The sequence below is a fragment of the Streptomyces sp. NPDC031274 genome (assembly GCF_055570235.1).
Genome location: NZ_JBVIHP010000002.1, coordinates 490,579 through 505,385 on the forward strand (window position 1 = coordinate 490,579; position 14,807 = coordinate 505,385).

Below are 14,807 nucleotides of genomic sequence, written 5' to 3' on the forward strand. Positions count from 1 at the left end.
GGGGGTGCGGCCGTTCTGCATCGGTCTGCGACGGAGACCGTGTCTGCGCGCGGGAGTCGAGCGTCCTTCATCTCCAGCCAGATGCGAGAGCACCGACAGCGAGCGCGGTGCTGCCGGTGTGGTGGACGCGTCATCCCGAGGTGACGGCAAAGGTGGTCAGGGCGGCGGGTCCTGAAGTCGTGGCGGTGACCCGGAGCGCTACGTAACGCGCCGTGCGGTCGGTGCGCAGGACTCCGCGCGCCGACAGCCGTGCCGCGTTCTCGTAGGTACGGCCGTCCAGGCTGAACTCCACTTGTGAGGCAGGGATGCGACTGCCTCGCCACCGGGTGCGGATCTCGCTGATGTGCTGCTCGGTGCCCAGGTCGACGACCATGCGGCCGTCGGGGCCGGTGGTCCATGCTGTTGCCTCGTCGCCGTCGACGGCGGCCTGCGGGTCCGTCATGCCGGGCGGCAGCGGCGCGGTGGGGAAGGTGGTGCGGCCGAGTGCCAGGTCCGGGAGGGGGTATGCCGTGGCCCGGGGCACAGTGACCGTGGTCGTGCGGCCCGCGCGGACCGTGGCGCCGACCTTCTTGCCCTGCGCCGTGACGGTGACGCGGCAGGGCGGTCCGCTCAGCCGGACGGTGCTGCCGTCGACGACCTCGGCACGCAGACCGACGGGGATGTGCCTCGCGGACAGGACGATGCGCGGTGGAGCCAACACGGCTGACGCGGAAGGCAATTCGACCCGGTAGGCCGTGCCGGACTCGGTGAGGGTCTGCACGCCCTCGTAGAGACGGACTTCTTCGGAGGACGTGCGAGGGATCTGCACTGTGGTGGTCACCGGAGCCGAGGAGAGGTTGAAGAGGCTCAGGTGGTGCTCGGTGAGTGCGGCCTTGACCTCCGCGGAGTCCGCCGAGGGCGTCTCGCGGGCTGCCGCAGCACGCAGTTCTGTCGGCGTCGCGCCCGGGAGCCCTTCGATCAGCAGGCTCTCGGCAGGTCCGTCGGAGAGGACGACGGTGTCGCCGTACACCGAGATCGGATGGGCGCCACCGCGTACGACGAGACCGGCCCGACCGTCGATGTCCAGCCACTGACCGCGGCTGGTGAGGTCCGGCCGCGGCCAGACGGCCAGGTCGGTCCACCGTTCCTCGTCGGCCGATCCCTGGAGCCGGTAGGCGCGGCCCGCCGCGGCCTCCCAGCGCAAAGTCACCCGGTCCACGGACCGGGATGACCCGAGGTCGACGCTGATCCAGCTGTCCGCCCGTGGACGGTCAGCGCGCGAGACGGCCCAGCGGGTCGAACCATCGCCGTCGATCGTGAGCGGAGCCCCCTTGCCCGGATCGAAGGAGGAGGCGGACGCCGTCGCCTCACCGGTGCGTGCCAGGTCGTCGCCCGAGGAGCCGTCGCGTATCTCGAAGGCGTACAGCGAGTATCCGTACGAGGGGTCGGGCCGCACGCCCAGCATCCGCACATGTCGGAACTGACCGCGCGTAAAGGTGAGTTCGTCGGTTCGTGGCCCGGCGGACGACTGGCCCTCGGCCTTGGCCTTGACGGTGGTGCTTCCCTCGGCGGCCCGATAGGTACGGCTGCCGTCCAGTCCCGGGATGCCGGGCATGGACAGGTTGCGCACCTCCAGGTGGCCCTCACCGGCCGCCGTGCCGGACGTCGCGTACACGACCGCGCCCGATGGCAGTGTGGTGAATCCCGCGTGCCCGTGGTCCAGCGTCAGGAGGCTCGCGCTCCCGTCGAAGCCGTCCCGCAGGCGTGTGTAGGCGACCACTGTCCGCTCGGCGACCTTCGCCCGGGTGCTCGGCAGGAACATCGGTGTCGTACCGCTGAGCGCGAACAGCCAGTCGTCGTGGGCCGGTTGCCAGGCGAACTTCACGAAGTCGGGCTTACTGACGGTGCCCGCCCATGCACCGGGAGACTGGTGGGAGACCAGGCCCGGGCCCGTGCCGTGGTCTCTGACACCGCTCGCCTGCTCGAAGAGCTCGGCCTGGGACAGGGACCGCACGGGTGTCTGTCCCGAGCGGGCGCGCCACTCGTGCAGGAGGTAGCTGATGGCCAGTTCGGCGCGGGCCTCCGGTTCGTACTTGGGTTCGCCCGAGAACTTCGCGATGCGGTATTCCGGTGGGTACTTCTGATATCCCTCGAGGCGTTCGGCGAGGGCGCGTTCGCAGGCTGCCGCGGCGCGATCGCCGACGACCTGGGCCAGGAAGGCGAGAGGGATGATGTCGCGGCCGTAGAGGTGCTCGCGGTCGGCGACCATCGGCATCAAGGGCTCGCCCGCGTCGCTCATCACGCCGAGCAGCGTGCGCCACAGCGGAGCGGCGTTGGGCTGGGCGGTGAGCACCTCGGGCAGGGCCTTGCCCGAGGCGAGGAAGTGGGCGGCATTGCGTCCGGAGGTGCGCCAGAGTTCCTCCTGGTAGTGCGGGCCGAACGATCCGTGGTTCTCGACGATGAAGGTGTCGTACAGGTTCTGCGCGGTGTTCGCGCTGACGGAAACCCCGTCCACCCGGGCCGGGTTGGCGAGATCGGCGGCAGGTAGCCCCGCTTCGTTGCGGCTCCACCGGCCGAAGGCGGTGCGCCACGTCTCGTACCGCTGATCGTCGCTCGCCCAGGCCAGTGCGGGCGCGAGCGCCTGGGCGTAGATGCCCATCTCTTCCAGTTTGGTGTCGCCCTTGAAACCGCCGGTGAGCCCGTGCGGAGTCCAGCCGCCGGAGTCGGGATCGTCTTTCGTCCCCAACTCCGCTGTGTAATGCGCCTGTTCGCGGACGATGGCATCGATGTCACGTCGCGTCGCATCGTCGAGATCGTCCCAGAGCAGATGTGCCGCCAGGATGAAGTACGACTGGAAGGTGGTGTCGAAGAACAGCTTGCGGCCCCACTGGGTGCCGCCCGTCAGCCGGTTGGAGGCCGCGAAGTGCTTCAGGGTGGCGAGCGTACGGGTGCGCAGGGTGCCCCTGTCGACTCCGGCGCGCTCGGCATCGTACGGGCCGCGGGTCAGTAGCACGGCGTTGCCGAGCACGACCGCGAAGCCGAAGTCCTTGTTGGTGTAGTGGCCTTGGACTGCGTCCCATTGGGTCTCGGACCAGCGGGTGTGAGCCAGCAGGACACGGTAGTACGTCTTCGCGATCGCGTCCGGTTCCGGCGCGTCCGGTTCCGGGCCCGCTGAGGCTGCGGCCTGCCCGGAACCGAGGGAGAGCGGGAAGGCCGCCACGGCACCGGAAGCGCCGAGCATCTGCAGGGCTCGACGACGTGTGAGATTCCAGGCTTGCTGCGGCATCGCGGTGCGACCTTCCCGTAGACAACGTTGTCAGAGAGCGGTCATTCTGTGGGTACACCGTGGGCACGTCAAGGGTTATGCGACGGATTGCGTCTCGCGGTGAGGTGCCGCGAATTGGGCCGTGCCGACTTGTTGGCCGACCCGTCGAACAAGGCTTAGGTTTCGCAGTCAGAAAGCGCTTGCTATAGCCTGTCGCACCGTTGACCGTTGACCGCTGACCGCTGACGGCTGACGGCTGACGGCTGACGGCTGACGGCTGACGGCTGACGGCTGACGGGTGACGGCCGACGGGCGCGCCTCGCGCCTGCGTTGCGTCGAGCCGCACACGCCGAGACACCCGACCCGGGCGGGAGCTGGTGCGAGCCGTCCGGCAGGCCTGACAGCGATGTTGAAACCACAGTCGAGGAGACATCCACCATGGCGCGACCCGGGGAGTTCGTGGCCGAGGGCGAAGAGGGAGCGCACGCCACCCAGCTCGGTGCCCTCCTGGACGCCTACGAGCAGGGCGTACGGCCGCCGGGCAGCGGTGCCGAGGCCCTGCCGCACCCTCGAATTCGCCGCCGCGCTCTACAAGTCGGCGTTCACCGGACAGCCGGTGCTCGCGGGCGAGATCGCCGCCGGTGACCCCTGCTACCCGGCCATGCACGGCAGCCACCCCCACTGGAGCCCCCAACGATGACGATTGAGGTCACCCACACCCACACTCACACCGACACCCGCCGCGAGCAGATCGCGGTCACTTCCTGTGCACGTCCTTGAGGATGACAGCCAGGGGGAAACCTCCTGTGGGCGTGCGAAGGCCCGGCCTCTCCAGGGAGGGGCCGGGCCGGTCAACGGGTAGATCAGCAGGACTCTTCGAACTTCACCGCGTCGAGCGTCACCGGCTGTCCGTCGAGCCTGGCGCCTGCGGCGGGCTCCTGGGAGCACACCTGCCAGTTCGACTCCATGAACACGATGCGGTCCTGCCCGGACGCGTCATTGACGGTGATGCTGGTCCCGGAGTCGAGCGCGCCGCGTGCGACCTTGACGGCCTTGCCCTTGAAGTCCGGCATCTGCGCCCCGGCCTCTGAGGGCTCTGCCGCGCCTGCGTCCTTGGACGGGCAGGTCTCGTCGAGCTTGACCGTGGCAAAGTCGACCTTCGTGTCGATCGGGTGGTCGCCGGCCTCCGGGGTCTGTGAGCAGACCTTCCAGTTCCGGTCGAAGGCCTGCATGCGGTCCCGGCCGAGCGCGTCGTGTGAGGTGAGTCCGTAGAACCCGGCCTTCTGTGCTTGGTCCTGTGCGGACTGGAGGCCCTTGCCTGCCATGTCGGGCAGGGCCGTGGTCTCTGCCTTGGTGCTGTCGTTCTCCTTGTCGGGCTTGTCCTGGCTGGAGACTTGCTCGGGTGTGTCGGTGGTCGTGTCTTCGGCCGAGCAGGCGGTGAGCGTGAGGAGTACGGCTGCGGCGAGGGCGGTGATGGCGGTGCGGGCGTGCATGATCCCCCCTGGGATGTGCGTGTGCTGAGGGAGCATCATGCGGCATGTGGGGAGATCGTGAAGGTGAAGTGACGCTGCTGTGACACGTTGGAATCCCGGTCGGCCTGATCTGCAGGTCGCCCGTCTACCAGCGGTAGCGGCGACGGCGTTCCTGGGGTCGGCGAGAGTGGTGGCGATGTTGACCGAGTCGGGCACGTCCGGAGCACATGCTCCGATGTGATCCTCCAGACGTCACCGCCGAGGCGTACGCCGTGTCACGACTCGAGCAACGCGTCCAGCCCCGCGTCCAGTTGCTTGAGACTGCCCTGCATTAGGCATCACAGTGCCGAAGAACGGCAGCACCATGTACTACTCGATCTACGTCACGCCTGACGACTTCCGCACCGGAGACACTCTCAGGCGGAGCTTGGAAGGTGACGGATGGGCGGCGCACGGTCGGCCGACGCAATGGTCTGGGCGCGGTCGGCGTGGTCTTCACCATCGGCACGGCGATGGCGATGGCGATCGCGGTGAACGGATACCCGGTGCTCATGGCGGGCCGTGTGATCCTCGGCCTCGCGGTCGGAGCGGCGTCGGCAACAGTGCCGGTGTACCTGCCCGAGATCTCCCCGACGAAGATCCGCGGGCGGCTGCTCACGATGAACCAACTGATGATCACCCTCGGTATCCTGGTCGCCTACTCGTCGAGGAACACGTAGTCGCCACCCCTGCGGTACCAAAGGGTGTTGCGCAAGGCTGTGAACTGGGCATCGCCGGTGTATGGCTTGGGTTTTGAACCGACACCGACCGCAGCCGCCCAGCTCACCCGCCGCCAGCCGCGCGCCCTACTCAAACGCACCCGTCGCCACAGGGCCAGCGGCAAGAGTCACGTCGTGACCAGCCGCAGAGCCGAGAATCAGCGCCTGGCCGCCGTCGGCTACGCGTGGGCCTTCGCCTCCCTGTAAGCGTCCCTCGGCCCCCGCTCGCTCCTTGACCAAAGCCATAGGGGCACCCCCTGGACTGCTGTTGGGATTCGGATTCCCCAAGTCTTTGCCCGAGGTCTCGCCCGTCAGACAGAATCATGCCGTGGAAGCACTCGGGGGCGATACCGCGATACGCGCGGTGTGGGATCGGCAGAGCGTCTGGTCGCAGGCGGCGCGTACCCAGAAGAGGTCCATCGGCAGGGCGCGGCTGCTCGCCCTGCTCCTGGGGATCGGTGCGGCCGTATTCGGCACGCTGGCCGCCCAGTTGATGGAGGTGTCCGGCGTGGCGGGGAGGGCCGCCGCCTTTGCGGCCGCCCTCGCGGGTGGTGCCGTGCCGCTTGCCGCCCGGTACGCGTCGCCCCAACAGGCCCAGGATTGGACCCGGTTGCGTTCCGTGGCCGAGGCGCTCAAGTCCGAGGCCTACGCCCATCTCGCACGAGCGGGGGCGGCAGCGGGGGCAGGAGTGCAGACCGAAACCCTCGCACGGCTGGCCCAACTGGAGTCGGAATCCTCAGACTTGGCTCACTACGTCGAAGGGCTCAGACCCACCGACCGCCCACTGCCACCCGTTTCGGACATCGAAAGCTACGTCAGCCACCGCCTGCGTCAGCAGATAGACGCGTACTACCGCCCGCAGGCTCTGCTCATGCGTGCCCGGGTGCGTCGCATCCGCAGGACCGAGACGGCGCTCGCTCTGCTCGGCGCCGCGCTCGGCGGCGCGGCCGGGGCCTTCGGGGTCGAACAGGCGGGAGTATGGATCGCGGTCGTGACGCTGGTAGCGACTTCGGTCACGGCGCATGCGGCGGCGGCCCGGTACGCGTACCAGGAGTTGGAGTACTTCCGCACCGCGAGCGAATTGGAGGCGCTGCTGCTCCACAGGGAAGTGGTGGGGCAGACGGCACCCCAAGGGGAGGAAGCGAGAGGCGAGTTCGTCCGGGCCTGCGAGCAGGTCATCTCGGTGCAGAACGATGCCTGGATGGTCAAGTGGACCGTTGCCTAGTGCCCTGCGTCAGTAGTTGGTGGTTAGTTGGTAGGTGACTTCTGCTGCTGGTGCGTCAGTTCCTCGTCGGGGTCCAAGCTGAAACCGCAGCTGCTACCCGCTCAGGAATAGGCGGAGTTGGAGCGGTAGGCTCGTCGGGCGTCCTCGGCCCAGGCCCTGGCCTTACCGGGCACGGTCCGCAAATGGCGTCGACGGTTTCTCGCGTAGCGGCTGGAGGGTCTGGTCGACGAGCCCCGGCCAGGCCGGCCGCCCAATACGCGCTGTGGCAGTGCTTCTGCTGACGTGCCCCCAGCATGAGTGTGGCGGAGACTGGAATGGGCCAGAAGGTCGCGTGGGTGAAGGCAGCTGCCCTGTGGTGATGGTGGGCACCTCACTCCGACCGTGTTTCATCGCAGGCTCCCCTACGACATGTGTCAGTACCGGGCGCCCTTCGCGTCTTGGGGAGCTCCCTGCCCGGACGGCAAACTCGGGCATGTGCGCTCATAGTCTGCGCCCGGGACGAACTGCTCCCACTCGGCCGCCGTGAGATTCCGGTTGACCATCCTGCAGCCCTCTTCAGCCCAAGCCGTGAAGTTCCGTTTCCAGATACGTGCGGCGCCGTCCGCTCCAGCGGAGGCGATCAGGGTGCCATCAGGGCTGAACGCGACCGAGTAGACCCGTCCCTTGTGTCCCGTCAGCGCGGGGCCCGCAGGCTGACCTGCCCGCACGTCCCATGTTCGGACGGTGCCATCGCTGCCGGCTGTGGCGAGTAGCTCGCCGTTCGGACTGAAGGCCACGTCCTCCACCATGCCGGTATTGCCAGTGAGTGGTTTGCCCCGCTGCTTTCGCGATGCCACGTCCCAGAGTCGTACGGTCTGGTCGGTGCTCGCAGTGGCGATCAGCTTGCCGTCCGGGCTGAATGCCACATCGCCGATCTCGTTGGTGTGCCCCCGCAGTGGCTCCCCCAATTGCTTTCGCGATGCCACGTCCCAGAGTCGTACGGTCTGGTCGGTGCTCGCAGTGGCAATCAGCTTGCCGTCGGGGCTGAACGCGACGCCGTTCACCGACTCGGTGTGCCCGGTGAGCGGGCCGCCGACCTGCCGAGCGTCGCGGACCGACCACAACCGCGCCTCGCTGTCCCCACCAGCGGTGGCCAGCAGCTGTCCGTTCGGGCTGAATGCCACATCCATCAGCCAGCCTCGGTGCCCGACCAGAGGACGGCCGTACGGTTTCCCAGAGGCCACGGTCCACAGACGCGCCGCGTTGTCGGGGCCGGCAGTGGCGATGAATTCTCCGCCGGGGCTGAACGCCACCCTGTTCACATAGCCTGTGTGGATCGGTTGGTCGACCTGCTTGCCGTTGTCCGCGTGCCACAAGCGCATCATTTCGTCTTCGCCGGCTGTGGCGATCAGCTTGCCGTCGGGGCTGAACGCGACGCCATTCACCTCATCCTGATGGCCGGTGAGCGGCTGACTGATCGAATAGCGCGCCGCTGTGTCCCACAGCCGCGCGGACTTGTCCCAGCTGGTGGTGATGAGCTTCCTGCCGTCAGGGGTGAACACCACCTGGTTCGCCAAATTGCTGTGACCGATGAAGGGTTGACCGTGTGGCTCGCCGGTCTTCACCTCCCACATCCGCGCGGCCCCGTCGTCACCTGCGGTAGCCAGCAGATCGCCGTGAGGGCTGAACGTCACAGCCCATACGGTGCCTCTGCGGCCCCTGAGGGGCGAGCCTCGCGCTTCTTTACCTGTGGCCACGTCCCACAGCCGTGCGTTTCCGTCGTCACCGCCGGTGGCGATCAGCTTGCCGTTGGGGCTGAAAGCGACTCCCCGCAGCCACTCATGGTGGCCGACGAACTTCCGAACCTGCTTCGGGTGCTGTGAGCTGAGCTTCCACAGGCGCGCGCTCTCGTCCTTGCTGGAGGTTGCGAGGAACCTCCCATCGGGGCTGAACACCACCCCGGTCACCTCGTCCTCATGTCCGGTGATCGCGGCACCGTGCTTCTTTCCCGACGCCACATCCCACAGCCGCACCGTGCCATCTTTCCCGGCCGTTGCGAGCAGGCGACCGTTCGGCGAGAAGGCCACATCCTGCACCCCGCCTTTGTGACCGCGCAGCGGCTTGCCACGCGGTCTTCTCGTCGCCATGTCCCACAGGCGCGCCGTACCGTCCAGGCTCACCGAAGCCAGCAACGTGCCGCGCGGGTTGAACGCCACATCCATGACCGCCCCTGTATGGCCGGTCAGTGGCGCCCCGCTTCGTGTGCCTGACGGGAGATTCCACAGCCGTACGATCCCGTCCCAGCCGGATGTGGCGAGCATTCTGCCGTTCCTGCTGACGGCAGCTCCCTGCACCTGGTCGGGATGGGCGAGCAGCCTTGATGCGTGATTGACCCGCGCCAAGCCCGAGATGAGTCCTGCGGAAGGCTCCGGTTCGGGCCGGTCTTCGTGAGCCACGCTCAGACTCTCCAGGCCCACCAGGATCGCGACATCGGGCCGGCTGTCGACGAGGCTGGCCGACTGGACACTCAGCTTGCCGGACAGGGCGAGACGAGCTCGGGACTGGGCGCGCTGATTGCTCACGTAGGCCAGGACGGTGGCCAGGAGGGTGAGAACCAGCAGGACGGCCAGTCCGCCCGCCAGGCTTCGCAAGCGGCGATTCGAGCGCCGAGCCGCATCGAGCTCGCGTGAGGCCAGGGCCTGGCTGTGCCCGATGAACTGGGTTTCAGTCGAGCCGAGTTCACTTGCGTGATCGGCAGCCCAGGCCCCGAAGGTGCCTAGCCGCATCCCGCGCAGCAGGTACGAGTCGTCCTGACTGCCGCGGTCCCAGTCGGCTGCCAGCCGCTCAAGTTCGGAGCGCAGCCGCAGTGAGTGGCGGGAAGCCTCGATGGCCTCGTATAGGGGCGGCCACTGGCGCAGCAGCGCCTCGTGGGCCACCTCGACGGCGCTTTCCTCGCCGTCGCGCCTGCCACTGGTGAGCAGACGAGCATTGACGAAGACATCCACAACGGCCCGTTCATCACCAGTGAGTAGGCTGAGCGGCACTCGCCTGCGAGTCGGCTCCTGCTCCCCTTCGACCGCTGCCAGTTTCAGCAGCATCGGTAGGGCGGCATCCCCTTGGCCGCGCCGGGTCAGCTCGTCGAGCAGCGAGTCGGCTCGGCGGCGCAGCGCGCCCACCACCCCGCCGACCGCGTCGTAGTCGGCTCTGGTGATCAGCCCTTCAGGGCCGGCCCGAACGTAGAGCTCACGCAAGGTGTAAGCGAGCAACGACAGGGCGTCCCCGCCGGTAGTCTCTTCCGCGATGCGCTCGACAAGGCCCGGCGCGAATTCCACTCCGGCCCGCCGCGCAGGACGGGCGATGACTTCGGGAAGTCGAGCCCGGCTGAGCGGCTCGACGACGAGGGGGTCATCGACCGCTTCGGACAACCCTGTCCGGTCGGGGTCCGTAGTCAAGAACTCGGAGCGCACGGTTGCCACGACCCATAGGGGACTCTCATCACCCAAGGCACCGGACAAGAGACGGAGGAAGGAGTGCTGTTCCTCGATGCCGCTGCGGGTCAGCAGCTCTTCGGCCTGGTCGGCAACCACCATCACATCACGCCGCTCACCGTCGACCTGACTGAGTTCGGTTGCCAGCTCCACGAGTGCCGCAGAACCTTGGAGCAACATCCCCTCCACATCGGCGAGGGGGCGTGGGATGCCGTGGTCGACGAGCGCCTGCACAAGACTGCGTGCGAGATTTCGAGTGGGGCGCCTACCAGGCAGGATCGAAGGCAACACCTCCCACCGGCGGGTCTGGTGGCGAAGGCGGGGCAGCAGACCTGCGTGCAGTAGGGAGGACTTACCGCTGCCAGAAGGGCCGACGATCGCCACGAATCGTCCGCCGCCGTGTTGCAAGGTGGGCTGCACGAGCTCCAGAAGCCGATCGATCTCCTGATCGCGGCCAAAGAACACGGCGGCGTCCTCGGGCGTGAAAGGTTCCAATCCCGGATACGGGGAGCGTGCGGGATCCCACGTGAAGGAGCTGGACGACTCGAGCCCGGCGAGGCGCAAGCCGGCCAGGAGCCGATCGAGGGCGGGCGGCCCCTCAGCGAGGTCCAGCCACTGCACATCGTCGAGAAGTCCCAGTCGCGCGGTGTCATCGATGCGGATCGGAAAGACAGGTCTGCCCAATGAGCGGGCCAGACTCAGCTCAGCGAAGCACCAACGCGACGCGATCGAGGCCGCGCTCGCCAGGTAGACCACCCCGTCCGTCTTCCGGAGCTGGACGTACAGCTCACGTTCCCAAGAGCGGCCGGCCGGAATACCCTGATCAGGGTCGAAATCGAGGAACAGACTGGCGAAACCCTCGGCTCTGAGCCGACCGGCGATCCGCTCTGCCACTGCACGGTCCTGGCTGCTGTGGCTGATGAACAGCGAGGCCATCCCTCAGCCCTCCCAAGGAGGATCGAATTTAGTCGCACGAGTTGTTGGGCAGATTATGTGGCAGATACCAGATGGAGCCGCTGCTAGGTTCCGTCGGTTCGGCGAGAATCATCTGGTCCAGCGAGAACGTGTGGGTGTGCTTGCCACTGTGTTCGTCATGTCGGTGTGTGTAGCTACAGTTGTACGTCTTCGCGAGCTTCTTCTCCCCGTCTCCTAAGCCATTCCAGGTACATTCGAAGCGATCGGGAGCCACCAGGTACTTCCATCCTTGCTCGTTCGGGGGAAGGGACCTGGGGTCGTCATTGGCGGCGGCCAGCATGTCGTGCAACAGAGTTGGGGCGACGTTGGCACCCGTGCACTTGTAGTCGTCGACTGGCTTATTGGTCGTCTCGTCTTTGTCAATGTACAGGCACTTTAGAGCGTTCGGTGGGCGGTAGTTATCCGCAAATTCCGCGAACGAATTATTCTTATGGGACTTACGGCGCTTCGCGTCGGCGTCTTGCGCACTCATCACGACGAGTACAGCCCCCAGGGAGGCGACCAGCGAGAGGATGAGGAGCAAATTTCGGAGGGTTGCTAGGTTCCGGAGCACGAACAGCCTCTTTTGACTTGGCAGGACTGAAGCGGAAGATTCGATGTGGCGCGATGAAAATACTGCGGACTTGTCTTCGGGTCAAGGGAAGTAAGGTGTGTGAATTGCCTTGCAATTGGGCAGATAGTGACAGGTGGAGAGTGAAGTCATGTGCAATGTATCGAGGGGCTATTGTGTCGAAAATGGGTGCCATTACTTGAAGGCTGTTTTCGTCGGTCCCATGCATTCCAGTTTCCGTACCTGTGTTGCCGTACCGGCGTGATCGCTGGAAGCTCGGCCTATGGGGGACGGGCGGAGATTTACCACGCGGCAACCCGTGCGGCGGCGCTGGAGGCGGCCCAGCGTGCCGAGAAGGGCCGCGGGACTGCTCCTGCCGAAAGTCCATCTGTGCACTTCATGCGGCATGTTGGTATTCGAGGAGGACTCCGCCGAGGTGGTCTCTCCGGCGTACCTTCAGCCTGGTGATCTGTGCGTGGGGGAGCGATTCGGGGGCGGCGTGCAGGGGTGCTGCCTGGACGCTCCTGAGCTGCATGGACGTCATTTACGGCAGGCGCAAGACGGCGGAGCAGTCTTCCCCGGCAGGCCGGAACCTTCGCCGCCCGCTGTGACATCACCGCACCCCTTCGGGGCGATTCCGAGATGACGGACGTCGCGGCAGGTTGCGTCTCGCGACCGTGTGGATGAGGGGTTCCGTGCGGGTTGAGGTCCAGTGTGGTCGATCCATGACCTGATTGGTGCACTGCTCCAAGTTGGCGCAGTGCTCCAAATGCGTCACACTTGGGGCATGCCAACACGCGCACGCCGGAGTCAGCGGCGTAACCAGGTGCTCTCTCGGGAGCAGATCATCGACACCGCGATCGACCTGCTCGATACAGGTGGCGAGAGCGCGCTGACCGTCCGGGCGATGACTGATCGCCTGGCCACCGGATCGGGGGCGATCTACTACCACGTAGGCAACCGGGATGAGCTGCTGGACACGGCGACGGAAACCGTCATCACCGCCGCTCTGGACACCAAACCCACCAAGCCCACCAGGGCCGCGGCCCCGCCCGAGGACGAGGTCCGCGTCGTCGCACTGGCTTTGTTCGACGCGATCGCCGAACACCAGTGGCTCGCCACACGGCTGACCCTCCAGATCATCCGCAACCCCGTCGGCCCGGTGACGGTGGGGATCTTCGAAAAGCTCGGTCGGCAGGTGGGCGCCCTGGGCGTACCTCAAGCTCGATGGTTCGACGCGGCCTCGACGCTCGTGCACTACATCCTCGGGGCCGTCAGCCAGAACGCCCGCATCGAGGGGGACACCTCAGGGGGCGACCCGGACGCGGATCGCGAGGAATTCTTCGGCGCGGCCTCGGCCGCGTGGCAGGAACTCAACCCCGACGACTACCCGTTCATGCACGCCATCGCCGGCCAGATGAGAGAGCACGACGACCGCGAGCAGTTCCTCACCGGCATCGCTGTCGTCCTCAACGGCCTCACTCACCTGCGCTGACTCGCCGCATCCGGCCGGGGCAACCCCGCTCATGCGTTTCGGAAGGGAAACTCTCATGCATGACGTAGTAATCGCGGGCGGCGGCCCGGTCGGCCTGTTCCTCGCCGGCGAACTGGCCCTGTCCGGCTGCTCGGTCCTGGTCCTTGAGCGGGATCAGGAACTCACCTCGCCACTGAAGGCACTCCCGCTCGGGATGCGGGGCCTGACCGCCGGATCGGCCGAAACGTTCTACCGCCGCGGACTGCTCGAAGCGATGATCGATGCCTCGGGCGCGGACGAGAAGGAGGTCGGCGCCGACCCTGACGCGAACGAGGCACCCGCTCCCCGCGATGTGTCCCATTTCGCGGGCATGGGCCTGGACGCGGCCGGCATCGACGCATCCGCTCTCCCGTTCCGGCTGCCCAGCCCGGCGATGGAAGGCTTCATGACGAGCCTGGAAGCGGTCACGACGGTGCTGGCCCAACGGGCCGCCTCCCTCGGCGTCGAGATCATCCGGGATGTTGCCGTCACCGCTGTGGCGCAGGACGACGAGGGCGTCACCGCCACGGCGGGCGGTCATGAGTACCGGGGGCGCTGGCTGGTGGGCTGCGACGGCGGGCGCAGTACAGTACGCGGGCTCATGGGATTTGACTTCGTCGGCACCGACCCGCTGTTCACCGGCTACGTCGCCGAGGTCGCCTTCGCCGACCCCGAGCAGCTGTCCATGGGCTTCAACCTGACACCGACCGGCATGTACCTGCGCACGCCCTTCGAGGGGCACCTGGGCATGATGGACTTCGACGGCGGTACGTTCGACCGCTCTCAGCCGCTGAACCGCGAGCACCTCCAGGCGGTCCTGCGCCGCATATCCGGCACTGACGTGACGCTGACCGGTGTCCAGCTCGCCGCCAGCTTCACCGATCGTGCGATGCAGGTGACCAGCTACCGCAAGGGCCGCGTCCTGCTGGCCGGCGACGCCGCGCACATCCACTCACCGCTCGGCGGCCAGGGCCTCAACCTCGGCATCGGCGACGCCGTGAACCTCGGCTGGAAGCTCGCCGCGACCGTGCACGGCACCGCTCCGGACGGCCTCCTCGACACCTACACCGACGAGCGCCACCCCGTCGGCGCCTCGGTGCTCGACTGGTCGCGCGCCCAGGTGGCGACCATGAAGCCGGGCCCCAACGCCCCCGCCCTGCGCCAACTGGTCCTCGACCTGATGAGCACCCCCGACGGGGTGACCCAGGCCTATCGAAAGACATCGGGACTGTTCACCCGCTACGACCTGGGCAGCGAGCAGCCGCTCGTCGGCCGCACCGCCCCGGACTTCCGCTTCACCGACGGCCCCCGCCTCGGCGACCTGCTGCACCAGGGCCAGGGCGTGGTGCTGGACTTCAGCGCCGACCGCGTGCTGCAGAACGTGGCCAAGGGCTGGGAGGGCCGGGTCCGGTACGCGGCCGGCCCGGCGTGCAACGACCTCGGATTCACCGCCCTGTTCATCCGTCCGGACGGCATCGTGGCATGGGCAGACAGCCAGGCCGACCCCGAGGCGTTCCGGCAGGCGGCGATCCGCTGGCTCGGCCACCCGGAGAAGTAACACCACCCCGTAGGCGCCGCAGCGGCACGGTGTCCACGGGGAAGA

Annotated in this window: 8 protein-coding genes and 2 pseudogenes; 6 read left to right on the forward strand and 4 right to left on the reverse strand. The window is 67.3% G+C overall.

Translation table 11 applies throughout. From position 1 onward, the window contains the following. Window positions 1–130: 130 nt before the first annotated feature. A complete protein-coding gene (locus ACZ5CR_RS05100) occupies window positions 131–3,265 on the reverse strand; it encodes a discoidin domain-containing protein (protein ID WP_468853663.1) in 3,135 nt (1,044 codons plus the stop codon). Window positions 3,266–3,724: 459 nt separating this feature from the next. Here ACZ5CR_RS05100 and ACZ5CR_RS05105 point away from each other — a divergent pair. Further along, window positions 3,725–3,944 (forward strand): annotated as a pseudogene (locus ACZ5CR_RS05105) (gfo/Idh/MocA family oxidoreductase); the annotation flags it as partial. A 163-nt stretch (window positions 3,945–4,107) separates the two neighbouring features. Here ACZ5CR_RS05105 and ACZ5CR_RS05110 read toward each other — a convergent pair. After that, complete coding sequence (locus ACZ5CR_RS05110; protein WP_468853665.1) at window positions 4,108–4,737, reverse strand: hypothetical protein; 630 nt, start codon at window positions 4,735–4,737, stop codon at window positions 4,108–4,110. A 434-nt stretch (window positions 4,738–5,171) separates the two neighbouring features. Here ACZ5CR_RS05110 and ACZ5CR_RS05115 point away from each other — a divergent pair. From ACZ5CR_RS05115 to ACZ5CR_RS05125, 3 genes and pseudogenes are all read left to right on the forward strand, one after another. Beyond that, window positions 5,172–5,417: pseudogene (locus ACZ5CR_RS05115) on the forward strand (MFS transporter); the annotation flags it as partial. Between the two features lie 84 nt (window positions 5,418–5,501). Beyond that, the gene (locus ACZ5CR_RS05120; protein ID WP_468853666.1) at window positions 5,502–5,681 is read left to right on the forward strand and encodes a hypothetical protein; all 180 of its coding nucleotides are present in this window, start codon (window positions 5,502–5,504) and stop codon (window positions 5,679–5,681) included. Window positions 5,682–5,802: 121 nt separating this feature from the next. Then, complete coding sequence (locus tag ACZ5CR_RS05125; protein ID WP_468853668.1) at window positions 5,803–6,699, forward strand: DUF4231 domain-containing protein; 897 nt, start codon at window positions 5,803–5,805, stop codon at window positions 6,697–6,699. A 413-nt stretch (window positions 6,700–7,112) separates the two neighbouring features. Here ACZ5CR_RS05125 and ACZ5CR_RS05130 read toward each other — a convergent pair whose 3' ends face one another. Together ACZ5CR_RS05130 and ACZ5CR_RS05135 are read right to left on the reverse strand one after the other, a co-directional pair. After that, complete coding sequence (locus tag ACZ5CR_RS05130; protein WP_468853669.1) at window positions 7,113–11,102, reverse strand: nSTAND1 domain-containing NTPase; 3,990 nt, start codon at window positions 11,100–11,102, stop codon at window positions 7,113–7,115. A 28-nt stretch (window positions 11,103–11,130) separates the two neighbouring features. Continuing rightward, the gene (locus tag ACZ5CR_RS05135) at window positions 11,131–11,664 is read right to left on the reverse strand and encodes a hypothetical protein (protein WP_468853671.1); all 534 of its coding nucleotides are present in this window, start codon (window positions 11,662–11,664) and stop codon (window positions 11,131–11,133) included. Between the two features lie 814 nt (window positions 11,665–12,478). On the opposite strand from ACZ5CR_RS05135, the gene ACZ5CR_RS05140 reads away from it, so the two are divergent. Together ACZ5CR_RS05140 and ACZ5CR_RS05145 are read left to right on the forward strand one after the other, a co-directional pair. Next, window positions 12,479–13,186, forward strand: a complete 708-nt coding sequence (locus ACZ5CR_RS05140) for a TetR/AcrR family transcriptional regulator (protein ID WP_468853673.1) — start codon at window positions 12,479–12,481, stop codon at window positions 13,184–13,186. 55 nt (window positions 13,187–13,241) lie between these two features. Next, window positions 13,242–14,762 (forward strand): FAD-dependent monooxygenase, encoded by a 1,521-nt coding sequence (locus ACZ5CR_RS05145; protein ID WP_468853675.1) that lies wholly within the window; start codon window positions 13,242–13,244, stop codon window positions 14,760–14,762. Window positions 14,763–14,807 lie beyond the last annotated feature (45 nt).

What these genes read in the sequence shown, in the direction of transcription:
- ACZ5CR_RS05100 (WP_468853663.1), bottom strand. Translation starts at nt 3,265, where the DNA reads ATGCCGCAGCAAGCCTGGAATCTCACACGTCGTCGAGCCCTGCAGATG.
- ACZ5CR_RS05110 (WP_468853665.1), bottom strand. Translation starts at nt 4,737, where the DNA reads ATGCACGCCCGCACCGCCATCACCGCCCTCGCCGCAGCCGTACTCCTC.
- ACZ5CR_RS05130 (WP_468853669.1), bottom strand. Translation starts at nt 11,102, where the DNA reads ATGGCCTCGCTGTTCATCAGCCACAGCAGCCAGGACCGTGCAGTGGCA.
- ACZ5CR_RS05140 (WP_468853673.1), top strand. Translation starts at nt 12,479, where the DNA reads ATGCCAACACGCGCACGCCGGAGTCAGCGGCGTAACCAGGTGCTCTCT.
- ACZ5CR_RS05145 (WP_468853675.1), top strand. Translation starts at nt 13,242, where the DNA reads ATGCATGACGTAGTAATCGCGGGCGGCGGCCCGGTCGGCCTGTTCCTC.